Origin of the sequence: Isoptericola cucumis, assembly GCF_014635665.1 — a bacterium.
GTDB classification, from domain to species: Bacteria; Actinomycetota; Actinomycetes; order Actinomycetales; family Cellulomonadaceae; genus Isoptericola; species Isoptericola cucumis.
Map to the genome: position 1 here is coordinate 141,656 of NZ_BMDG01000003.1, position 22,936 is coordinate 164,591.

General features: G+C 75.0%; 16 protein-coding genes. 8 read left to right on the top strand and 8 right to left on the bottom strand.

Going from position 1 to position 22,936, the window contains the following annotated elements; translation table 11 throughout:
* Position 1: 1 nt before the first annotated feature.
* Positions 2 to 1,129: a sensor histidine kinase gene (locus tag IEW03_RS04915; protein WP_188522544.1), complete on the bottom strand. Its 1,128-nt coding sequence runs from the start codon at positions 1,127 to 1,129 to the stop codon at positions 2 to 4.
* A complete protein-coding gene (locus tag IEW03_RS04920) occupies positions 1,122 to 1,844 on the bottom strand; it encodes a response regulator transcription factor (RefSeq protein WP_188522545.1) in 723 nt (240 codons plus the stop codon). Before IEW03_RS04920 ends, IEW03_RS04915 begins: the two co-directional genes overlap by 8 nt.
* A gap of 86 nt (positions 1,845 to 1,930) precedes the next feature.
* On the opposite strand from IEW03_RS04920, the gene IEW03_RS04925 reads away from it, so the two are divergent.
* Both IEW03_RS04925 and IEW03_RS04930 read left to right on the top strand, forming a co-directional pair.
* Positions 1,931 to 2,500 carry a M15 family metallopeptidase gene (locus IEW03_RS04925; RefSeq protein WP_188522546.1) on the top strand — a complete coding sequence of 190 codons (570 nt, stop codon included), beginning with the start codon at positions 1,931 to 1,933 and terminating at the stop codon, positions 2,498 to 2,500.
* 37 nt (positions 2,501 to 2,537) lie between these two features.
* Positions 2,538 to 3,122 (top strand): DapH/DapD/GlmU-related protein, encoded by a 585-nt coding sequence (locus tag IEW03_RS04930; RefSeq protein WP_188522547.1) that lies wholly within the window; start codon positions 2,538 to 2,540, stop codon positions 3,120 to 3,122.
* A gap of 56 nt (positions 3,123 to 3,178) precedes the next feature.
* Here IEW03_RS04930 and IEW03_RS04935 read toward each other — a convergent pair whose 3' ends face one another.
* On the bottom strand, positions 3,179 to 3,589 hold the full coding sequence (locus tag IEW03_RS04935; RefSeq protein WP_188522548.1) for a VOC family protein: 411 nt from the start codon (positions 3,587 to 3,589) through the stop codon (positions 3,179 to 3,181).
* Positions 3,590 to 3,692: 103 nt separating this feature from the next.
* On the opposite strand from IEW03_RS04935, the gene IEW03_RS04940 reads away from it, so the two are divergent.
* The 4 genes from IEW03_RS04940 (at position 3,693) to IEW03_RS04955 (ending at position 13,717) form a co-directional block, all read left to right on the top strand.
* A complete protein-coding gene (locus tag IEW03_RS04940; protein ID WP_188522549.1) occupies positions 3,693 to 4,682 on the top strand; it encodes a helix-turn-helix transcriptional regulator in 990 nt (329 codons plus the stop codon).
* Between the two features lie 61 nt (positions 4,683 to 4,743).
* A complete protein-coding gene (locus IEW03_RS20595; RefSeq protein WP_188522550.1) occupies positions 4,744 to 7,305 on the top strand; it encodes a S8 family serine peptidase in 2,562 nt (853 codons plus the stop codon).
* Entirely contained in the window at positions 7,302 to 10,208 is a 2,907-nt protein-coding gene (locus IEW03_RS04950) for an FG-GAP repeat domain-containing protein (RefSeq protein ID WP_188522551.1), read from the top strand. Before IEW03_RS20595 ends, IEW03_RS04950 begins: the two co-directional genes overlap by 4 nt.
* Before the next feature lie 104 nt (positions 10,209 to 10,312).
* Positions 10,313 to 13,717, top strand: a complete 3,405-nt coding sequence (locus IEW03_RS04955; protein WP_188522552.1) for an ATP-binding protein — start codon at positions 10,313 to 10,315, stop codon at positions 13,715 to 13,717.
* Here the strand turns inward: IEW03_RS04955 and IEW03_RS04960 are convergent.
* From IEW03_RS04960 to IEW03_RS04970, 3 genes are all read right to left on the bottom strand, one after another.
* Positions 13,678 to 14,352: a DUF4287 domain-containing protein gene (locus IEW03_RS04960; protein ID WP_188522553.1), complete on the bottom strand. Its 675-nt coding sequence runs from the start codon at positions 14,350 to 14,352 to the stop codon at positions 13,678 to 13,680. The genes IEW03_RS04955 and IEW03_RS04960 overlap by 40 nt on opposite strands.
* A 223-nt stretch (positions 14,353 to 14,575) precedes the next feature.
* Entirely contained in the window at positions 14,576 to 15,235 is a 660-nt protein-coding gene (locus IEW03_RS04965; protein WP_188522554.1) for an NADPH-dependent F420 reductase, read from the bottom strand.
* Complete coding sequence (locus tag IEW03_RS04970) at positions 15,232 to 16,287, bottom strand: LLM class flavin-dependent oxidoreductase (protein ID WP_188522555.1); 1,056 nt, start codon at positions 16,285 to 16,287, stop codon at positions 15,232 to 15,234. Before IEW03_RS04970 ends, IEW03_RS04965 begins: the two co-directional genes overlap by 4 nt.
* A 108-nt stretch (positions 16,288 to 16,395) precedes the next feature.
* On the opposite strand from IEW03_RS04970, the gene IEW03_RS04975 reads away from it, so the two are divergent.
* Positions 16,396 to 16,863: a MarR family winged helix-turn-helix transcriptional regulator gene (locus tag IEW03_RS04975; protein WP_188522556.1), complete on the top strand. Its 468-nt coding sequence runs from the start codon at positions 16,396 to 16,398 to the stop codon at positions 16,861 to 16,863.
* A gap of 71 nt (positions 16,864 to 16,934) precedes the next feature.
* Entirely contained in the window at positions 16,935 to 18,575 is a 1,641-nt protein-coding gene (locus tag IEW03_RS04980) for a DHA2 family efflux MFS transporter permease subunit (RefSeq protein WP_188522557.1), read from the top strand.
* Between the two features lie 48 nt (positions 18,576 to 18,623).
* Here IEW03_RS04980 and IEW03_RS04985 read toward each other — a convergent pair whose 3' ends face one another.
* Both IEW03_RS04985 and IEW03_RS04990 read right to left on the bottom strand, forming a co-directional pair.
* Complete coding sequence (locus IEW03_RS04985) at positions 18,624 to 21,203, bottom strand: M64 family metallopeptidase (RefSeq protein WP_188522558.1); 2,580 nt, start codon at positions 21,201 to 21,203, stop codon at positions 18,624 to 18,626.
* 148 nt (positions 21,204 to 21,351) lie between these two features.
* Positions 21,352 to 22,704, bottom strand: a complete 1,353-nt coding sequence (locus IEW03_RS04990) for an MFS transporter (protein ID WP_188522559.1) — start codon at positions 22,702 to 22,704, stop codon at positions 21,352 to 21,354.
* Positions 22,705 to 22,936: the final 232 nt, after the last annotated feature.

The following is a 22,936-nucleotide window of genomic DNA, read 5'->3' on the forward strand; positions in this document are numbered from 1 at the left end:
GTCACGGAGGCGGCGGGGCCGGGTGCGGCGCGGCGGGCAGCCGCACCGTGACCCGCAGACCGCCGCCGGGCCGCGGCGCGAGGTCGAGCGCGCCGTCGTGGGCACGCGTGATGCTGTCGACGATCGCCAGCCCGAGGCCGACGCCCGCGTGCTCGCCCGCCACAGGGGGACGCACGCGCCCGGTGCCGCGCCGGAACGGCTCGGTCAGCGTCGGGACCAGGTCGGGCGCGAGCGCCTCACCGGTGTTCTCGACCGTGAGCACGGCCCACCCGGGGCGTGTCGTGGTGGCGACCCGCACGGTGCCGCCGCCGGGGAGGTTGTGGACGATCGCGTTGTGCACGAGATTCGTGGTCAGCTGCTGCAGCAGCGGCTCCGAGCCGACGACGGGGGTGACGTCGCCCACGGCCTCTAGCGTGGTCCCGCGTCGCTCCGCGAGCGGGAGGAGCGTCTCGGCGGCCTGCTCCGCGAGGAGGGACAGGTCGACGCGCTCGCGGGCGAAGGACCGCCGGTCCGCCCGGCTGAGCAGGAGCAGCGCCTCGGTGAGGTCGATCGCCCGGGCGTTGACGGCGGTGAGCCGCTCGAGCAGCTCACCGGTGTCGCGGTCCGGGTCGTCGCGGGCGACGTCGAGGAGCGCCTGGGTGGTCGCCAGCGGCGTGCGCAGCTCGTGCGAGGCGTTGGCGGCGAACCGCTGCTGCTCGGCGACGTGCGCCTCGAGGCGGGCGAGCATGCCGTCGAAGGCGTCGGCGAGCTCGCGGAACTCGTCCTGGTTGCCCGGGAGGCCGATGCGGTGGGAGAGCGACCCGGTCGCGGCCACCCGGGTGGCCGCCGTGATCCGGTCCAGGGGAGCGAGCATCCGGCCTGCGAGGAGCCACCCGCCCACCAGGCCGAACACCAGCAGGGCCGCCAGCGCCCACGTCGCCCGGGGGACGAACGCGCGCTCGAGGTCGGACCGGTTGGGCACGAACTGCCCCGGGCCGGGGCGGTCGATCGAGATCGTCACGGACTCGGGCACGTACCGCAGCAGGAACACCCACACGACGGCGAGCAGCAGGACGCCGGCGACCATGAGGAACCCCACGTAGCTGAGCGTGAGCTTGAGGCGGACGCTCGTCCCCGGTTCCCTAGCCACGGTCCCCTCCCGCACGCCGGTCGCGGGGCGTGACGTCGCGGGGTGCGGCGTCGGCGGGGGGCTCGATGCGGTAGCCGACGCCGGGCACGGTGGCGATGACCCACGGCTCGCCGAGCCGCTTGCGCAGCGCCGACACGGTGAGGCGCACGGCGTTGGTGAACGGGTCGGCGTTCTCGTCCCACGCCCGCTCGAGGAGCTCCTCGGCGCTGACGACCCCGCCGTCCGCGGCGACGAGCACCTCCAGGACGGCGAACTGCTTGCGCGTCAGCGCGACGTACCGCCCGTCGCGGAAGACCTCGCGGCGGAACGGGTCCACGCGCAGCCCCGCGAGCTCGCGCACCGGCGGTCGGTGGTGCGCGCGACGGCGGTCCAGGGCACGGAGCCGCAGCACCAGCTCGCGCATCTCGAAGGGCTTGGTGAGGTAGTCGTCGGCGCCGAGCTCGAAGCCGGAGGCCTTGTCGTCGATCCGGTCGGCGGCCGTGAGCATGAGGATCGGGGTGCCGCTGCCGGACGCGACGATGCGCGCGGCCACCTCGTCGCCCGACGGCCCGGGGACGTCGCGGTCGAGGACGGCCAGGTCGTAGGCGTTCACGGCCAGCAGCTCCAGGGCGGTGTCGCCGTCGCCGGCCACGTCGGCCGCGATCGCCTCCAGGCGCAGGCCGTCGCGGACGGCCTCGGCCAGGTAGGGCTCGTCCTCCACGATCAGCACGCGCACGCCTCGATGCTACGAGCCGCCACCTGTCGCGGGCGTATCGAAAACCCCATACGCCCCGGCAACACCCGCCCACGTGGGCTGGGGGCATGTCCAGCACACGAACGCGGGCCCGGTCCCGCCGGACCCGGCCCGTCGTCCTCACCCTCCTCGTGGTCGCCCTCGTCGCGGTCGCCGCCTGGTTCCTCGACGCCCTCGGCGACCGGCCCTGGGCCGACGGCGAGGTCTCCGACGACGTGACGGTCTTCGACGACGAGTTCCCGGCCGTGGCGAACCTCGACCCGGACCTGCTCGCCGCCCTCCGCGAGGCGGCGACCGACGCGGCCGACGACGGCATCACCTTCTCCGTCACCAGCGGCTGGCGTTCCCCGGAGTACCAGGACCGGCTGCTGAGCGACGCCGTCTCCGAGTACGGCTCGGCCGCCGAGGCGGCCCGCTGGGTGGCGACCGCGGAGACCTCCCCGCACGTGCAGGGGGACGCCCTCGACGTCGGGCCGTGGGACGCCATGGACTGGCTGTCCACCAGCGGCGCCCGGTACGGGCTGTGCCAGGTCTACGCCAACGAGCCCTGGCACTACGAGCTGCGCCCGGACGCCGCCCACGTCGGCTGCCCGCCGATGTACGACGACCCCACCCAGGACCCGAGGATGCAGCAGTGACCGGCGTTCCCGCCCTGGTCCGTGCCACGATCGTCGGATGGAGCTGCAGGAATTCCTGGACCACGTGAACCGCGGCGCGACCGTCGAGGGCGGCTCGCCCGCGCACGAGTTCATGCACCACGCGGCGCAGGACGCGCTGCGGGTCGTCGCCGAGCTGAACACCGGCTACCGCACGCCCGGCGAGGTGCGCGCCCTGCTGTCCCGGCTGACGGGCCGGACGGTCGACGAGTCGGTGGCGCTCTTCCCGCCGTTCTACTCCGAGTTCGGCAAGAACCTCACCCTCGGCGCCGGCGTCTTCATCAACATGGGATGCCGGTTCCAGGACACCGGCGGGATCACCGTCGGCGACGGGGCGCTCATCGGGCACGGCACCACGGTGACCACCCTCAACCACGGGATGGACCCGGCCCGACGGGCGGACATGACGCCGGCGCCGGTCGTGATCGGCCGCCGGGCGTGGCTCGGCGCCTCGGTGACGGTCGTGCCCGGCGTGACCATCGGCGACGGGGCGGTGGTCGGCGCCGGCGCGGTCGTGACCCGGGACGTGCCGGCCGACACCGTCGTCGCGGGCGTGCCGGCCCGGGTGGTCCGCGCGACCGGCTTCACGACCGTCCCGGGATGAGCGCCCGACCGAGCGGCGGCTGAGCGCCGGCGTCAGGCCCGCGCTCAGGCCCGCGCTCAGGCCCGCAGCGAGGCGAGCACCTCGGCGTAGTGCGCGTTCTCCATCACGCCCAGCACGTTGCCGAAGGGGTCGACGACGGACGCCGTGACGAAGCCGGGGCCGCGCTCGAGCGGCGGGGCGTGGTCGACGGCGCCGAGGTCGAGCAGCCGCTGGTGGGCGGCGCGGACGTCGTCGACGGCCCAGTAGGCGAAGGCGCCGCCGGGCTCGGCCGGCTGCGGGGGAGCGAAGCGCCGGTCCATGATCCCCAGCTCGTGCTGGTAGTCGCCGATGCGGAACTCGGTGTAGGCGAGCGCGCCGTTCGCGTCCCGGTTGAAGTACGCCTCGGTGCCGAGCACCTCGGCGTACCAGTCGCGGGCGGCCGCGACGTCGTCGGCGAGGTAGGTGATGGTGGTCAGTCCGCGCAGCATGTCTGCTCCAGGTGTCCCTGCGGCGCCCGGTGACGCCGTCCGATCACCACTCTCGTCGTCAAAGTGCTCACCCACTGACTACTTTGTGTGCCAGTCTCGGAGCATGCGCGCCGACCGGCTCATCCAGGTCCTGCTCCACCTGCAGTCGCGCCCGCGCGTCACCGCGGCCCAGCTCGCCGCCGACCTCGAGGTGTCGGTCGCGACCGCCCGCCGCGACCTGGAGGCGCTGTCGGCCGCGGGCGTGCCCGTGTACCCGCAGCCCGGCCGGGGCGGTGGCTGGTCGCTGCTGGGCGGCTCGCGCACGGACCTGTCGGGCCTCACGGCCCCGGAAGCGCGCGCCCTGTTCCTGCTCGCCGGGCCGGGAGCGGCCTCGTCCGACGACGCGCGGGCGGCGCTGCGCAAGCTCGTGCGCGCCCTGCCCGCCACCTTCCGGGCCGAGGCCGAGGCGGCCGCGTCGGCCGTCGTCGTCGATCGCGAGCGCTGGAGCGCTGTCGGGCGGGAGCGGCCGGCGGAGGTCGACGTGCTGCAGCGGGCGGTCGTCGAGCGCCGCCGGGTCCGGATCGACTACACGGGCGCGACGGGGTACTCCTCCCGGCGGGACGTCGACCCGTGGGGGCTCGTCGACAAGGACGGCGTCTGGTATCTCGTCGCCGGCACGCCGCGCGGCGCGCGCACCTTCCGGGTGGACCGCGTGCGCGGGCTGGAGGTCACCGCCACGCCGTCCGACGTCCCGGAGGGCCTCGACCTGGCCGCCGAGTGGGAGCGGGTCGTGGGCGAGGTGGAGGAACGACGGTCTACGACGTGGGCCACCGTCCTCGTGCGCGCGGAGCACGTCGGCGTGCTGCGCGCCCAGTTCGGGCGGCACACGCACGTGGAGGAGGCCGCCGACGGTGCCGGCCGAAGCGCCCGCGACGACGGCCGGGCCCGGGTGCGCGTGGCCGCGCCCACACCGCTCGACGTCGCCCGGCACCTGGCCGGCTGGGGCGCGCAGGCCGAGGTCGAGGGCCCGCCCGAGGTGCGGGCGGAGCTCGCTCGGCTGGGTGCCGAGCTGGTCGCCCGCTACGGCACAGGCAGGAGCTCCGGGCACCAGTAATGCCTCGGTAACGGCGGCTCCGTAGCGTCCCGGGAGCCCCCACGACCCGAGGAGCATCCTGATGCACCTGTTCCATCCGTCCCGCCGCAGGCGGTTCGCGCCGGTGGCGCTCGCGGCCACCGCCGCGGCCGCGCTGCTGGCCGGCCCGGCGCTCGCCGCCACGGCGACGGCCGCGCCTGCCGTCGCCGCGAGTGCGGCCGGCAAGATCGACCCGGCCCTCGAGAGGGCGGTGGACGGCGGCGACGAGGCCACGTTCTTCGTCGTCCTCCAGGGCAGTGCCGACCTGGTGCAGGCCCGCGCGAAGCAGAGCAAGCGGGCCAAGGCGAAGGCGACCTACGGCGCGCTGCGCTCCGAGGCGAACCGCGCCCAGAGGTCTCTCACTGCCTGGCTCGACGCCGAGAAGATCGGGCACGAGGACTTCTGGATCACCAGCTCGGTGCTCGTGACGGGTGACGAGGCCCTCGTCGACGAGCTCGCGCAGCGCAGCGACGTCGCCGAGCTGGTCCAGGAGAAGCACTACGCGATCGACGCCGGCGAGACCACGACGGAGACCGCCGCGGACGAGGCCGGCGGCACCGGCACGACCGCGACACCCGAGTGGGGCGTCACCGACATCAGGGCCGACCAGGTGTGGTCGCAGTACGCCGACCGCGGCGAGGGCGTCGTCATCGCCAACATCGACTCCGGCGTGCAGTTCGACCACCCGGCGCTCGTGGACTCCTACGCCGGCAACGACGGCGACGGCTCGTTCACGCACGACTACCACTGGTTCAACCCGACCGGCGAGTGCGACGACGCCGCCGTTCCGTGCGACAACAACGGCCACGGCTCCCACACGATGGGCACGATGGTCGGCGCGGACGGCATCGGCGTGGCCCCGGGCGCCACGTGGATCGCGGCCAAGGGCTGCGAGTCCCGCTCGTGCTCGGACAGCTCGCTGCTGGCCGCCGGCCAGTGGGTCCTGGCGCCCACGGACGCGAACGGCGAGAACCCGCGCCCCGAGCTGGCGCCCGACATCGTCAACAACTCCTGGGGCGGCGGGTTCACCACGTTCTACGAGGACACGATCGCGGCGTGGACGGCGGCCGGCATCTTCGCCCCGTTCTCGGCGGGCAACGGCGGCAACGGCGTGAGCTGCTCGACGGCGGAGTCCCCGGGCGCCCAGGCGACGACCTACGCCGTCGGCGCGTACGACGTGAACGGCACGATCGCGAACTTCTCCGGGTTCGGCCCCTCCCTGGTCGACGGGTCCGCCGTCCCGAGCATCGCGGCGCCGGGCGTCGACGTCCGCTCGGCCGCGCCGGGCTCCGAGTACGCCACGCTGTCCGGCACCTCGATGGCGGCGCCGCACGTCGCGGGCGCGGCCGCCCTGGTGATGGCCGCGGCGCCGACGCTCGTCGGTGACGTCGCCGGCACGCGCGCCGTCCTGGACGACGCCGCGCGCGACGTCGACGACACGCACTGCGGCGGCACCGTCGACGCGAACAACGTGTGGGGCGAGGGCAAGCTCGACGCCCTGGCCGCGGTCGTGGCCGCCCCGAAGGAGGCGGCGACCGTCACCGGCACCGTCACCGACGAGGCGACGGGCGCCGCGCTGCCCGACGTCTCCGTCGAGCTCACCGGCACCGGCTCCCGCACCGTGAAGACCGGCTCCGACGGCACCTTCTCCGTCCACCTGCTCCCCGGCACGTACGACGTCACCCTGAGCGGCTACGGCTACGCCACCCGCACGCTGGCGGGCGTCGCGCTCGTCGACGACCAGGAGCTGGTGCAGGCCGTCGCCCTCGCGCCCGTCCCGGCGCACGCCGTGTCGGGCACCGTGCTCGACGTGGCGGGCGACCCGCTCGGCGGGGCGACGGTCGCGGTCGCCGGCACCCCGGTGCCCGCGGTCACCACGGCCGCCGACGGCACGTACACGCTGCCGCAGGTCGCCGAGGGCGACTACACGCTCACGGTGACGCCGTCCGCGCCGGTGCTGTGCAACGGCGAGCACGCCGGGGCGCTGACCGTCGACGGCGACGAGACCGCCGACGTGCAGGTCCCGGCCCGCACCGACCGCTCGGGCCACTCCTGCGCCCCGGCGTCGTACGGGTGGGTCGCGGGCAAGACCCGCGTCGCCCTGAGCGGCGACGAGGACGCGGCGACCGTCGCGCTCCCGTTCGGCGTCGACTTCTACGGCGTCACCTACGACGAGGTCGCGGTGACCACCAACGGCCTGCTCAACTTCCTCGCGCCGCGCGTCGGCGACTACGCCAACGAGGTGCTGCCGAGCAACGCCGCGCCCAACGGGATCGTCGCGGCCTACTGGGACGACCTGACCGTCGACAAGAAGTCGAAGGTCACCACGGGCACCGTCGGCAGCGCGGGCGACCGCCGGTTCGCCGTGGTGTGGACCGACGTGCTCGTCGCGGACGGCTCGGGCGACCGGGTCACCTTCGAGGCCGTGCTCCACGAGGCCGACGGCGCCGTGACGCTGCAGTACCAGTCCGTGCCCGACGGCGGCGCGCACGCCACCGTGGGCATCGAGAACCAGGCCGGTTCCGACGCCCTCCAGTACTCCTTCGACCAGCCGGTGCTCACCGCCGGCTCGGCGATCCGCTTCGCACAGGGAGACCAGCGATGAACCTCCGGACCACGCGGCAGACCCCACGGCGCGGCACGCGCCTCGCCGCCACGCTGACGGCCGCCGGCCTCGCGCTGGCCGCCGCGCCCCAGGCGGTCGCCGCCGGCGCCGACGCCGCGGACGGGGCGATGACCCTGACCAACGCCGAGGCCACCGAGCTGACCGCGCGGGCCCACGTCGACGTCTACGGCGACGACACGGCAGAGCAGCCCGCCGAGCGGGACGACGCCGCCGACGCGCCGGAGGACGGCGCCGCCGAGGAGCCGGTCGACCCCGACACCCCGGTCAGCTTCACCGAGGAGTCGACGCTCGAGGCCGTGCAGGGCATGGGCGTGACGGCCGACGCTGGTGGCGGCGGCGACTACTTCACGCTGCACAGCCTCGGCAACGTGCAGCGGCACGCGGCCGACGGCGCCACCGCGTGGACGCGCACCACGGACTCGCTGTACGCCGAGTGGGGCGTGCGCAGCTTCCGGCCGTGGGAGACGGCGGCCTACCAGCCGCACCTCGTGCTCGGGTACAACGCGGTGAGCCCCTTCACCGCCGCGTCCGACCAGGGGTACGCCACGGGCGACCTGTCCGGCGACGGCGTCGACGACCTGGCCTTCTCCACCTCCGTCGGCTCGGTGCCGCCCGGGTGGTCGGCCGAGGTGGGCACCTACGTCACGGTGCTGGACGGCCGCACCGGCGAGACCCTCTGGTGGCAGCTGTACGACTACGCGGCCCAGCTGAAGGTCGTGGACGGCACCCTCCTGCTCGCCGACTCGCCGAGCCTCAACAACCGCGGCGGCGGCGGCACGGCCACGCTGACGGGCCTGACGTTCGCTACCGACGGAGAGGCCGCCGACGGCACGCTGACGCCGGCGTCGACCTGGACGTACGACACCGAGGAGAGCGGGCCCGCGGCGTGGGCCGCGATCGCCGACCTCGGCGACGGCACGGTCGCCGCCGCGTGGAACCGTGACACGACCGACCAGGCTGCGGGCCGCGGGCGAACCCTCGTGCTCGGCGTCTCCGACGGCACCGTCCGGTGGCAGTCCGACAGTGACCTGTACGTACGCCAGCTCCACCTGGACTCGGGCCGCGGCCGCCTGGCCGCGATCGAGCAGTCCGACCCGTCGGACGGCGTGCGCTACCAGGTCGCGTCGTACGCCCTCGCCGACGGCGCGCGCACCGTGCACTCCACCCGCGTGAACGCGGTCCCGACCGCGATGACGGTCGGCGACGTCGCCTCCGGCGGCGGCGGCGAGTACGCGGTCGCCGAGTCGACCCTGTCGCCGAACCTTTACCTCAACGCCTCCACGGTCCGCGTGCTCGACGGCGCCGAACCGGGCACGGCGCTGTGGTCGCACACCACGAAGCCCTCGGCGGGCAGCACGAGCGACGCGCCCAGCACCTGGGAGCTGTCGGTCGTGGACGGCACCCTGATCGCCTCCGCGCAGGACGACACCGACAGCGACCAAGGGGTCAACCTCGCCGGCCTGCAGTACGGGTCGCTGACCGCCTTCTCCGGCGGCGGCAAGGTCCGCTGGGAGCAGGACGGCGTCGGGGTGTCGCCGCTGGACCACGAGGTCGTCCGCTCGGGCGGGAGCACGGTGGTGCGCACGATCGACCAGCAGCAGAACATCTACACGTACAACCTCGGTAACGGCAAGGAGATGTCGCTGACGCCGATGCGCGGCGACCTCGCGTATGCACAGGACGTGGACGTGGACGGCGACGGCCTGCAGGACGTCGTCGCCGGCGGCACGTCGCGCGGCGTCTGGGCCTGGTCCGGCACGTCGCTGAAGGACGGCGAGCCGCGGCAGCTGTGGGAGGCCACGGTGCCCGGCCAGGTGCACGGCATCGAGACCGGGGACGTGGACGGCGACGGCGACGCGGAGGTCGTGGTCGCCGCCGACACGGCGACGACGGTGCTCGACGCCGGCACCGGCGCGGTCGAGGCGACGATCGACGGCGGCGGGCAGTACGTCCGCTCGGTCACCGTGGCCGACGTGGCCGGTGACGACGCGGCCGAGATCCTCGTGCCCACCGACGCGCTGCGCGCCTACCGCGGCGACGGCACCGCGCTGTGGACGTACGCGGCGCCGGCGACCGCGGGCGACGTGGCCTTCTCCGACACGGTGGTGTCGGGCGGCCGGGTGCACACCCAGTACGGCAGCGTCGACGGGCTCCGGCGGACGGACGCCACTCAGCAGGCCGTCGCGCTCGACGGCGCCGGCACGGAGCTCTGGGCCGTGGTGCCCGACGCGCCGGAGATCGCCGACGGCGGGCTGATGCACGGCGCGCTGCTCGACGCGGCGGTCTTCGCCTCGCCGGAGATCCCGTACGCCGACGGGCACGCCGTCGTGCACACCTGGCTCATCCGGAGCGTGGTGCCGGGGAACCCCGGCACGGCCGTGACGCCGCACGTGGTCGTCGAGATCCGCGACGGTCGCACGGGCGAGCTGCTGCACCAGTACGTGAGCGGCAGCCCCTGGTCGCACGGGGACTACTTCACGGACTCCGGCGTGCTGTACCAGCTGAGCTTCGGCACCCTGCACGGCTTCGCCGCCGACGGCGTCGAGACGTACAGCTCGGTGGTCGCGCCGCTGCGCTCCGTCGAGATGGGGACGGGCCCGGCCGGGCGCCGGCTCCTGCTGGGCGGCACGGACGGCGGGGTGGGTGCCTGGGACCCGTCGGTGCTGACCTCCGGCTGGTCGTTCCAGTACGGCGTGGGCAGCGGCTCGCAGCCCGGCGGCCGCAACTACCTTGCCGCGGACCTGGACGGCGACGGCGTCGACGAGATGGTCTCGCTCAACTACGACGACTTCGGGGTCAACCGGACCGCGGAGCTCGTCGGCGGCGGTGTCTTCTCGCAGGACCGGGTCATCCACCGGATGGCCACGTACTCGCTGTCCTGACAGGCCCCGGCGGCGTCCCGCCCCGCAACGGCGCGGGGCGGGGCGCCGCCGGGTTCACCCTGTCGTGACTGGGCTGCTCGCCGCGGGGCTACAGTGGCGACCCGATGGACGAGCGGCACCCCAACCCGGCACCCCTGCTGCGGCTCCACCTCCTCGACGGGTTCCGGGTCACGCGTGACGGCGGCCCCGACCTCCCCGAGAAGTGGCCGCGGCCGAGCGCGCGCGGCCTCGTCAAGCTGTTGGCGGTGACGCCGGAGCACCGGCTGCACCGGGAGCAGGTCATGGAGACCTGCTGGCCCGGCACCGACCCGCAGGCCGCCCTCGGCAGCCTGCGGGTCGCGCTGCACGCCGCCCGCCACGCCCTCGAGCCCGAGCTGGCGCCCCGGGCGGCGTCGTCGTACCTGGTGGCGGAGGGGCCGATGCTCGCGCTCGACCCGGCGACCGTGCGGGTCGACGCCGACGAGGCCGAGGCGGCCGCCCGGGCCGCGCTCGACGCGTCCGACGGCGACGGGTACGACGGGGCCGACGACACCGCCGCGCTCGCCCGCGCGCTGGCGCTGTTCACCGGGGACCTGCTGCCCGAGGACTGCTACGAGCCGTGGGCCGAGGCGCGGCGCGCCGGGGTCGGTGAGCTCCGCGACCGGCTCCGCCTTCGCCTGGGCGCCGCCCGGCTGGCTGGCGGCGCGCCCCGCGAGGCGGTGGCCCTGGCCGAGCAGGTGCTGGCCGGCAGCCCCGCCGACGAGCGGGCACACCGGCTCGTCATGGAGGCGGCGTTGCGCCAGGGGCTCCGCCGGCGCGCCGTCGCGCAGTACCACCGGTGCCGCCGCGTCCTCGACCAGGAGCTCGGCGTGCGGCCGGGCCCGGTGATCGAGCGGCTGCACCGCGAGGCCCTGTCCGCGGCGCCGGCCCGCGTCCCGGCCCCGCCCGCCCTGCCCGCGCCCGTGCGTGCCGCTGCGGCCGCCCCGTTGCGCGGCCGAGACGACGCGCTGGGCAGGCTGGCCGGACGGGGCGCCGCGCCCGTTGTCCTGCTCACCGGCGAGGCCGGGGTGGGCAAGACCCGGCTGGCTGCCGAGGCCGCGGCACGGGCGGCGGCAGGCGGCGCCGCGGTCCTGTGGGGTGCGGGGCAGGACCCGGACGGGCGCACGCCCTACGGGATGTTCGCCGAGGCGCTCGACCGGTGGTTCGCCGGATGCGACGCGGCCGAGCGGGCCGAAATCGGGGCGGAGTACCCGGAGCTCGCGGTGCTGCTGCCCTCGCTGGGGCAGGTGCCGGGGGCGGGCGAGCACACGCCCGAGGAGGAGAGGGACCGGCTGTTCCGCGCCGGCGCCCTGGTGCTCGGCGCCCTGGCGGTCGAGCAGCCCGTGCTCGTCGTCCTCGACGACCTGCAGGCGGGCGACCTCGGCACCTTCCGGCTGCTCGGCCACCTGGCCCGGCACGCCGCCGAGCTGAGGACCGACCTGCGCTTCCTCGCCACCTACCGCGCCGAGGAGCTGCACGACGCCGACCCCCGCCGAGCCGTCGTCGCGTCGCTGGCCCGCCAGGGCCTGTGCGCGACCGAGAGGCTCGACGGTCTCGACGAGGAGGCGTGCCTGGCCATGGTGCGCGACGCGATGCCGCCGGCCGAGCGCGCGGAGGGCGCCCACCGGCGGGCGTGGCGGCTCTCCCGGGGCAACCCGCTGTTCGCGCTCGAGCTGGCCCGCGGGCCGCTAGGCGACGGCGGCGCCGGCGACGGAGCCGACGGCGGCGCGGCGGCGCCGGACGGGGTCGCCCAGGCCGTGGCTGCCCGGCTCGACCGGCTCGACCCGGACGCCCGGCGGGTGGTCGAGGCGCTCGCCGTCGTGGGCGGGGAGGCGGCGCTGACCGAGCTGCTCGACGTCGCGCGGCACGGGCTCGAGCCGCCCGTGGCGGGCGCCGCGGCCGCGGACGCGGTCGAGCGCGCGATCGCCGCGTCGCTCGTGGAGGAGCGGCAGGTGGTGGTGTCCGGCCGCGGGGAGGACGGGCTGGCGTTCCGCCACCCCGTGGTGCGGCTGACCTGCTACGAGCGGCTCAGCGCCGTCCGCCGGCGGCAGTTGCACGCCGCCGTCGCGGGGGCGGTGCTGCGTCGTCGGCCCGACGCCGTCGACACGCTGGCCTCCCACCTCGCCCGCGCCGACGACCCGCGGGCGGCCGAGTACCTGCGTCGCGCCGCCGAGCGTGCGGCGGCCCTGTACGCGAACGACGCCGCGGACCGCTATTACCGCGACCTCGTGAACCGCCTCGACGTCGACGCCGCCCGGGCGCGGCTCGCGCACAGCGGGGTGCTGTTCCGCATGGGGCAGTTCGCCGCCGCCAGCGCGACGTTGCGCACCGCGCTCGCCGAGTTCGTCCGGCGGGACGAGGCGGCCGAGTCGGTGCTGGTGGCCGGGCGCCTGGCCCAGTGCCTGCTGCGCACAGGCGAGGTCGACGAGGCCGCGCGCGTGCTGCGGGCGCACCCCGTGACGGCGCGGACGCCGCCGGAGGCCGAGGCACAGCACCGCCTCGCCCTGTCCGGGGTGCGGCGCGCGCAGGGTCGGCACGACGAGGGGCACGACGCCGCCCGCCGGGCGCTCGCCGCGGCGCGGGAGGTCCCCGGGGCGGAGCGGCACGGCCTGGTCGCCCGCGCGTACGCGGGTCAGGCGAGCAACCTCGGCCTGGCCGGGCGGTTCGCCGAGTCGAGGGAGGCCGCGGACCGGGCACTGGCCCCGGCGGAGGCCTACGGCGACCCGACGCTGCTCGGCGCCGTGCTCTCGACGCTCCGGGAGAACGCGCGGCGGAGCGGGCGGCTGGCGCGAGCCGTGGAGTTCGGGGAGCGTGCACTGGAGCTCGCGCTGCGGTCCGGCGACCAGACCTCCGCCGCCTTCGAGCGCGCGAACCTGGCCGAGCTCCGGCTGCTGCTGGACGAGCCCGACGCCGCGCGGGACCTCGCCGAGCAGGCCTTCGCCGCCGCCGAGTGGGAGCGCACCTGGTGCCTGCCGTACGCGCTGGCGGCGCTCGCGTCCGTGCGCGGGCGGGCCGGCGAGCACGACGACGCCGCCGCGCTGCTGGACCGCGCCGAGACCGTCGTCGCCACCGCGGGCGACCGTCAGGCGCGGCTGGTGGTGCGCCTGGCCCGGGCCGAGCACCACCTGGCCGCGGCGGACCCGGCGGCGGCGCTCGAGATCCTGGGCGACGGGTCGGACGGCGTGACCGGTGCTGTGCTCGTGGCGTGGGCACACCTCGCCGCGGGGCGGCCGGAGGAGGCACGACGGGTCGCCGCCGCCGAGGCCGAGCGGGCGCGGGCGGCGGGGGAGCACCTCGACGAGGTCGACGCGGTCGTCGTGCTCGCCACGGCGACGCGGCGGCTGGGGCGGGCCGGCGAGGCCGAGGGGCTGCTCGCCGCCGCCGGGCGTCTCGCCGACGAGCTGCCGTACCCCGCCGGGCGGCGCCGCGTCGCCGACGCGCGCCGGGCGGGTCAGGACGCGGCCAGCGCCTCCAGCCACTCGCCCCAGTAGGCCTTCCACTGCTCGGCCTCGGCGGCCGACGCGAGCTTCTCGTGGGTGGCGGTCAGGCGCACCCGCGGCCCCGCGGCGTCCATCGACACGAGCAGGACGCCGTGCTGGCCGTCGTCGTCGGACACCCCGAACCGTGGGCTCTTCACCCCGGGGCGCGACCGCGGGGTCAGGGTGAGGCCGGGCACCAGGTCGGTGCGGTCGGCGTCGTCGTCCAGCAGCTTGCGCAGGACGTCGGGGTCGAGGTCGACCAGCTTCGACCGGCTGACGGAGAACGTGCCGTCCGGGCGCTGGCCGGGGACGCGCAGTCCCGTGATCCGCTCGTACCCGACGGCGACGGACTGCGCCCACCACCCGGGGACGTCGTGCTGCTCGCCCACCCAGGCCGCGATCGCGGTGTGGCCGGCCGCCCGGCCCGGGCCGGCGTCGATCAGCGCGACCCACTCGTCCCAGCCGTGGCCGGTGTTGCTGCGGATCGCGTCGTCGGAGACGTCGGGCGGGGACACCCAGCCGGGGTCGGCCCCGTCCGTGGGGCTGCTCGCTCGGGCGAGGAGAGCCCGGCGCGCGGCGCCGTACTTCTCGCCGGTGCGGGCCATGCGCTCGCGCACCCGCTTCTTGAAGGTCTCGTGCTTCGTCATGACGGACTCCTGTGCTCGCGCGGCGCTCCGCCCGCGGCTCGCGCCCGCCGGCAGGGCACCTCGGAACACGGTGTCCATGCCACGCCGAGCACTCGAGGTCCCCTCTGCCCCCACCGCTCGCGCGGTCCCGGTGGCGCGAGCACCGGTCGGGGGTCGGGCGGGACGCGCCGCCCTGCCGACCAGCATAGGGCGGGCACCCGGCGGGCGCATTCCTCCGACGTCGTCAGCCGGCGGGCGCGACGAGCGCGCGCAGCTCGTCGTGGGGCAGGTTCGCGCCGAAGGCCGGCATCCCCGGCTGCAGGCGCGCCCCGCTGGACAGGCGGCCGGCGACGACGGGGTCGAAGCCGATCCGGTCGACGAGGTCGGCGACCAGCCGCACGTCGTCGGGGTCGTCCCCGGCGACGGCGATCGCCTTGCGGCCAGGGGAGCCGGAACGCCGCGCCCCGGCGTCGAGGTCGTGGTAGCCCATGTGGTTGAACGCCTTGACCACGCGCGACGCCGGGAGGAACTCCTGCACGAGCTCGCTCGTCGAGGTGGCCGGGTCGCTCAGGTCCGTCCGGTGCCCGTCGACCTCCCACCAGTAGTTCATGGCGTCGACGACGAGCTTGCCGGCCAGGGCGTCCGCGGGGACGGTGCGGTACCGGCCGAGCGGGAGCGCGAGGACGACGAGGTCGGCCTTCGCCGCGGCCTCCTGGGCCGTGACGGCCTGCGCCCCGGGGGCGAGGACGTCGACGGTGAGCGCGATCTTCGCCGGGTCGCCGGAGCCCGCGACGAGCACGCGGTACCCCGCGGCGACGGCGAGCCGCGCCAGGACGGTCCCGACCTTCCCCGCCCCGAGGACGCCGAGCGTGGCGGCCCCGCCGGGCGGCGAGACGGCGGTCATGCGGCGTCACCACGCGCGGCGCCCTCCGCGACCAGCTCGCGGACCCGCGGGATCACGCGGGTGCCGTACAGCTCGACGTTGCGCAGCCGGGCCTCGGCAGGCTGCGCGCCGGTGGTGTAGATCATGTCGAAGCGCCCGACGCCGAGCGTGGTGACGGCGGCTGCGACCTTGCGCGCCACGGTCTCGGGCGAGCCGACGTACAGCGAGCCGTGCGCCACCTCGGCGTCGAACTCCTCACGGCGGATCGGCGGCCAGCCTCGCAGGGCGCCGATGCGGTCGCGCTGCTTGCGGTAGTGCGGCCAGAAGATCTCGACGGCCTCGTCGTCGGTGTCGGCGACGAACCCGGGGGAGTGCATGCCGACGGGGTGCGCATTCGTGCCGAGCTGGTCCGTCGCGCGTCGGTACAGGTCGACGTACGGGGCGAACCGTGCCGGCTCGCCGCCGATGATCGCGAGCATGAGGGGCAGGCCGTAGTGCGCCGCGCGGACCACGGACTGCGGGGAACCGCCCACGCCGACCCACGTCGACAGGCGGCCGGACTCGGTCTTGGGGAAGACGTCGGCGTCCCGCAGCGGAGGCCGGGTGGCCCCGTTCCACGTGACGGGCTTCTCGGTGAGCAGCTCGGTGAAGAGGTGGATCTTCTCCTCGAACAGCACGTCGTAGTCGGCCAGGTCGTAGCCGAACAGCGGGAAGGACTCGGTGAACGAGCCGCGCCCCAGGATGACCTCCGCTCGCCCGCTCGACAGCGCGTCGAGGGTCGCGAAGCGCTGGAACACCCGGACCGGGTCGTCGGAGGAGAGCACCGTGACGCCCGAGGCGAGCCGAATCCGCTCGGTCCGGGACGCGATCGCGGCGAGCACCGTCTCCGGCGTCGAGACGGCGTACTCCGGCCGGTGGTGCTCGCCGAGGGCGAGGACGTCGACTCCGACCTGGTCGGCGAGCGCCGCCTCTTCGACAACCTGGCGGATGGCGGCGGCGTGCGAGACGAGCTCGCCGTCGGCGCCGACCGGACGGTCGCCGAACGAGTCGAGCCCGAGCTGGAGCGTGGTCATGGTGGCCCTCCCGTGTCGCAGGCCGGTCCCGGCCTGCTCGAGCGACGAATCGTGGTCGCCGGGGTAACGTCGGAATTGACGTGTCAATTCCCGGAGAGGGGTGTCGAGATGGACCAGCCCGGTCCCGGCCCGAGGCGGACGACCACGAGCGAGCAGCTGCGCGTCTGGCGCGACTTCGTCGAGACCACCGAGGCGCTGCGGTCGCGGCTGTCGTCCCGCCTGCAGGCGGAGTCGTCGCTGTCGTCGTCCGACTATGCCGTCCTGCTCGCGCTGCACGACGCCGACGGCCACTGTCTGCGCTCGTCGACGCTCGCCGACGCCGTCGGCTGGGAGCGCAGCCGCCTCTCGCACCAGGTGGGCCGCATGGAGCGGCGCGGCCTGGTCGCGCGGAAGGGGGGCCGGTCGGCCGGCGTCGCGCTCACGGACGACGGAGCGGCGACGTTCCGCCGTGCGTCGGTCGCGCACCTGCGCGCCGTCCGGCAGCTCTTCGTCGACGCGCTCACCGACGACCAGCTCGCCGCGGCCGGCGAGATCGCCGCCGCGCTGCGGTCCGCGCTGGACCGTCCGGAGAGCTGAACCGGGCGCTCGGCCGGGCACTCCACCGGGCCGGCGGGGCGCGCGTCGGTGGGCCGTGTCACGCTCGTCGCATGTCCACCACCTCCGGGCGCGGCCCGGTGATCCCGCTCGTCGACCTGCACGGGCGGTCGGCGTGGAGCGTGCTGCCGCCGCTCATCCTCGGCTTCTTCATGATCATGGTCGACACCACGATCGTGAACATCGCGATCCCGACGCTCACCGACCAGTTCTCGGCGTCGCTCATCGAGGTCGGCTGGGTGAACAGCGCCTATCTGCTGTCCTACGCGGTGCTGATGCTGCTCGCCGGGCGGCTGGGGGACCGGTACGGGCAGAAGGCCGTGTTCGTGACCGGCCTGGTCGTGTTCACCACGTTCTCGTTCCTGTGCGGCTTCTCCGGGAACATCGGCTCCGCCCCGGAGATCGCGTGGCTCATCGCCTTCCGCGTCCTGCAGGGCGTCGGCGCGGCGCTCATGACGCCGCAGACGATGTCGATGATCACGCGGGTCTTCCCGCCGCGGCAGCGGGGCGCAGCGATGGGTCTGTGGGGCGCGACGGCGGGCGTCGCGACCATCGCCGGGCCGCTGCTGGGCGGCGTCTTCGTCGAGACGATCGGCTGGGAGTGGATCTTCTACGTGAACATCCCGGTGGGGGTCGCCGCGCTGTGGTTCTCGTTCGCCCGGCTGCCGCACCTGCCGTCGCACGGCACGTCGCTGGACCCGCTCGGGGTGGTGCTGTCGGTGCTGGGCGTCGGCGCCGTCGTCTTCGGCCTGCAGGAGGGGGAGAACTTCGACTGGGGGCAGATCTGGGGGCCCGTCTCCGTGTGGAGCCTGGTCGGGCTCGGCGTCGTCCTCCTCGTGGTCTTCGTGTGGTGGCAGCACCGGCAGGGGCCGCGCGCCCTGCTGCCGCTGCGGCTGTTCCGGTCCCGCAACTTCTCGTTGGCGAACGTCGACGGCATGGTCGTGACGTTCGCGATGATCGGCATCTTCTTCCCGCTGACGATCTTCCTGCAGTCGATCCTCGGCCTGACGCCGATCGACGCGGCGCTGGTCATGGTGCCGGGCTCGCTGGTGTCGGGCGTGGTGGCGCCGTTCGCGGGCCGGCTGTCCGACCGGGTGCCGGCCAAGTGGGTGGTGGCCGCCGGGTTCGCCGCCATCGCCGGGGCCGTGGTGTGGATCGCGGCCGTGCTCGACCCCGACCTCTCCCCGTGGGTGCTGCTGTGGCCGATGGCGCTGTTCGGCGTCGGCACGGGGCTGACGTTCTCGCCGCTGTCCAACCTCGCGACGTCGGGGCTCGACGCCCGGACGGCCGGCGCGGGCGCCGGGGCGTTCAACACGAACCGTCAGGTGGGCGGCGTGATCGGGTCGGCGGTGGTCGTGGCGACGCTGTCGGCGCGGCTGGGCGTCACGGTCCCCGCCGCCGCGCAGGACGTGGCCGCCGGGCTGCCCGAGCAGTACCGCCAGGCGTTCGTCGACGGGATCGCGCGGTCCAGCGGCGAGCTCGGCAGCACGTCCGTCGGCTCCGTGCAGCTGCCCGACGGCGTCCCGGCCGAGGCAGCCCGGCAGATCGGCGCGGCCGCGCAGCAGGCGTTCTTCGCGGGCTTCGCGGACGCCGCCGCGCAGACGCTGCTGGTCGTCGGCGTCGTCCTCGTGGTGGGTGTCGTGTGCGCGGCGTCCATGTCGCCGGTGCAGCACCACGAGGAAGCCGCGGGCTGACGCCGGCCGGGCCTGTCGAGAGGTCCCGACAGGCCCGGCCGGCGCTGGTCAGAGGCCGGCGCAGCCGCCGGAGGCCGAACCCGTCACCTCGTTGGGCGCCCCGAAGTCCCGCGGCGCCGCACTGTTGCCGGAGCAGGCGAGGGAGCCGGAGATCCGGTTGCCCACGAGCACCGGCCCGTACGCGCCCTCGTGCGTGCTGTAGCGCTCGTTCGCCTGCCGCTGCGTGTTGCCGGTGAGCGCCACCGACCCGCGCAGCGTCGACCCGACGACGGTGACGTCCGCCGTCGTGCCCGTGACGCTCACGGAGCCCGCCACCGTGCTGCCGAACAGCTGCACGGCCTCGGCCCCGGTGGCCGACAGCGACCCGCTGACGGTCGAGCCGACCACCTTGAGCGACGCGCCGGCCGCGACGCTCACGCCGCCGCGCACGGTCGCCCCGTCGAGGCACGTGGTGCCCGAGCGGACGGCGAGCCGCCCGGCGACCGCGCCCGAGACGGTCCGGTCGCACTCGAGCTCGGCGCCCGGGATCACCGTCGCGTCGAAGGCATCGGCCTCGCCGACGTTGCCGGCGGGGTCGATGGCGCGGTGCTCGACGGTGTGCGTGCCGAAGCCGGGCACGAACGGGCCGCCCGGGTCGCCGGCGTCGTACTCCTGCTCGAACGCGGCCTTGGACATGCCGCCCGAGCCCAGCGACCCGTACACCAGCGACTTCACGACCTTGCCGGAGTGCGAGAACGTGAACGGGGCGTCCTCCTGCTCGGGGAACCCGAAGTAGTTGAACCACCCGTCGCCGTCGAGCCGGAACTCGCCCACCACGTACGGGTCGCCGTCGTACCCGGTGGGGTCGTCGGTCGGCTCGAGCGTCATGTCGAACTCGTCGAACCAGACCCCGTGGTCGGGGTCCGACGCGACGGAGGCCAGCGAGGGGGACAGCGTGCGCGGCGCCGTCGGCGGCACCGCGTCCACCGCCCAGGTCAGGGTCTGCGGGTCGCCCCCGGCAGGGTCGGTGACGGTGGCCACCAGCTCGTGGGTGCCGCCGGCCAGGTCGAGCGATCCCAGGTCGAGCGTCCGGTCCGTGGTGCCGTCCACCGCCCGGCCGTCGAGCTCCCAGGCGACCTCGATCACGCGGTCGGCCGGGTGGGCGGTCTGCACGGAGGCGACCTCGTCGGCCGCCAGCGGCCGGTCGGTGGGGGAGCCGGCGACGACGGGGTCGGTCGGCGGTGTCGCGGGCGCCGTCGCCTCGCCGACGGTCCACTGCCGCGTCTGCACGAACCGCGGACCGTTGTAGCCGGAGTCCGTCGTCGTGTTGTTCGTCGACGGGTTGCGCACCCAGTCGAGCCCGTCCGGGCCGACGGGGTCGCGGGCCTCGACGTGCAGCACCGTGCCGGGCTCCAGGTCCAGGCCGGCCAGGTCGAGGCTGCGGGCGCCACCGGTGTCGAGCACGCGCCCGTCGGGGCCGCCCACCCGCCACGTCACGTCGAGCTCGTGGAACCGCGGCTGCGTCGTGTCGACCCACACGACGCCGTCGCGCGGCACCTCGCCCTCGGGCGTGGACGGCAGCGACATCTGCCCGGCGTTCCGCTGGCCGGTCAGGCGGGCCACCATGTGCTCGCGGCCCACCTGGTCCCAGTGGAAGCCCAGCCAGCGCATGATCGAGTGCTCGCTCGGCCGCCAGACGTCCGAGCCGCGCGTGGCCCCGGACTCGTGCCCGTCGGGGTCCGCCGCCCGGATCGTGCCGCCGGACAGGCTCTCTTCGCCCAGCCACCGGAACCACTTGGACTGCGAGTCCGTCATCTGCTGCGACGTCATGCGCGTGTGGTGGAACGAGCCCGGCTCGCGGTCCGGGTGCGGGTCGCCCGGCGTCGGGCGCAGGGAGTACGGGTACTCGTCGGCCATCTGGCCCAGCGAGTGCCCCAGCTCGTGCAGCGACACCAGCGGGCCCTGCGGGCTGCCGCCCGACGTCGTCGCCTGGGTCCCGCCGATCCCGCCGTACGTGAACGAGTTGAAGACGGCGAGCGTCTGCAGGTTCTGGGCGCCTGCGTCGATCCCCAGCTCCGGCGCGACGTAGTTCTCGAGGTAGAAGTCGTGCTGCTGCCGTCCGGTCGGGGTGGCGCCTGCGTCGTCGCCGCCGCCCTGGCCGTTCGCGTTGTTGTAGACGACGCCGCGCGCCAGCGGGTCGTCGCAGCCCGGCGAGAAGACGAGCCGCAGCGGTGTGACCTTGTCCGGGTCGGGGCCGCCCTCCTCGTCGGGGTCGCAGCGGATGCCCGACCCACCGGACACGATGTCGAGCCGGTACACGTTGACGTAGTGCCGGTAGCTGCGGAACGGCTCCACGCTCCACTGCACGTTCTGGTTGCGCTCGACGTCGGCGGCGCACGCGTCCTGCTCGGCGGCGGTGTAGCCGTCGCACATCACGACGATGTTCAGCCGCTCGGACGGGTCGCCCGTCTCCTGCAGCGGCACGAGGCGGGCGCTGTCGACCTCGCCCCACTCCGGGAGGTCGTCGGCCGCCTGCTGCGCCGTCGTCGTCGACGTCGCTGCGGCGGCCCCCGTCGCGGTCGCCAGCGCCGTGGCCACGGCCACGACGGCGGCGGCCGCTCGGCGTCTTCTCCTGCTCGCGGTGCTCATGTGAGATCCCCTCTCTCCGGCGGGCGCCGGACGGCGCCAGCCTGCCGGGTCCAGAGGAAGACCGCCCGCGCAGGGACCGGGGAACCGGGTGCGGACGCGACGGAGCCCCGGCCGCGGCGGCGACCGGGGCTCCGTCGGCAGGCGTCGGTCAGCGACCGATGTCGTCGTCGAAGTCGACGTCCTTCGTCTCGCGCTCGAAGAGCAGGGCGACGAAGGTGATGGCGGCCATGGCCGCGAGGTAGACACCGACGAGCACCGGCGAGTCGGCGGCGTCCCACAGCCAGACCGCGATGAAGGGCGCGACGGCGGCGCCGAGGATCGACGACAGGTTGTAGGCGATCGCCGACCCCGTGTACCGCACGTTCGCGGGGAAGAGCTCGGGCAGCATCGCCGCCATCGGGCCGAAGGTCAGGCCCATGAGCGTGAAGCCCAGGATCAGCAGGGTCATCACGCCGACCGTCCCCGAGGCGAACAGGGGCACGAACAGCAGGCCGAACACCGCGATCGCGGCCGTGACCACCATGAGGTGCGCCCGGCGCCCGAAGCGCTCGGCCAGCGGGCCGGAGACCAGGGTGAAGATGCCGAAGAAGACGACGCCCACGATGAGCATCCACAGGAAGTCGATCTTCTCGTAGCCGAGCCCCGCCGGCGCCGCGTCCGTCGGCGCGATGCCGTAGTTCAGGGTGAACGTCGTCATCAGGTAGAACAGCGCGTACGTGGCGAGCATGATGAACGTGCCCGAGACGATCTTGCGCCACGACGTGCGGAACACGCGGGCCACCGGCACCTTGGCGACGGCCTCGGCCTCGACCACCTTGGTGAACGCGGGCGTCTCGATGAGCTTGAGGCGCACCCACAGCCCGACGATGACGAGGACGGCGCTGGCCAGGAACGGCACCCGCCAGCCCCAGGACTGGAACTGCTCGGCGGTCAGGCTGCTCGACAGCCCGATGAAGACCAGGTTCGCGAGGATGAAGCCGATGGGCGCACCGAGCTGCGGGAAGGTGCCCCAGATCGCGCGCTTGCCGGCGGGGGCGTTCTCCGTGGCGAGGAGCGCGGCGCCGCTCCACTCGCCGCCGAGGCCCAGGCCCTGGCAGAACCGGCACAGGACGAGGACGAGCGGCGCGAGGACGGCCCACCCGGGCGTCGAGGCGGCCGGGATGACACCGATGACCACGGTGGCGATCCCCATCGTGAGCAGCGACGCGACGAGCGTCGCCTTGCGGCCGACCCGGTCGCCGAAGTGACCGAACAGCACGGAGCCGAGGGGGCGTGCGACGAACGCCACACCGAAGGCGGCGAACGACGCGAGCAGCGCGGTCGTGCCGTCCTGGTTCGGGAAGAACAGGGCGGGGAAGACGAGCGAGGCGGCGGTGGCGTACGCGTAGAAGTCGTAGAACTCGATCGAGGTGCCGATGAGGGACGCGACGATCACGCGGCCGCGGGAGTTCGCGGCGGGGGCGCCGGGTGCGGCGGTGCCGGCGGAGACTGCGTTGGTCATGGCCGCAGAGGTTACGGCGACCGTCCCGCATGGTGGGCGAACGTCTCAAGATGTGATCGCGAGGCGCGCTTGTCCCGGGGTGCGTGGGGCGTGAAGGTGTGGTGAACGTGAATACCTGGGCGGCAAGGCGTGTTGGCACCGGCGGGTCGCGCGGGGCAGGATCGACGGCGCCGCGACGGTCCGGGGCGCAGCGCGCTCTCGACGAACCACGCAACCGACGCATCCGTATGAC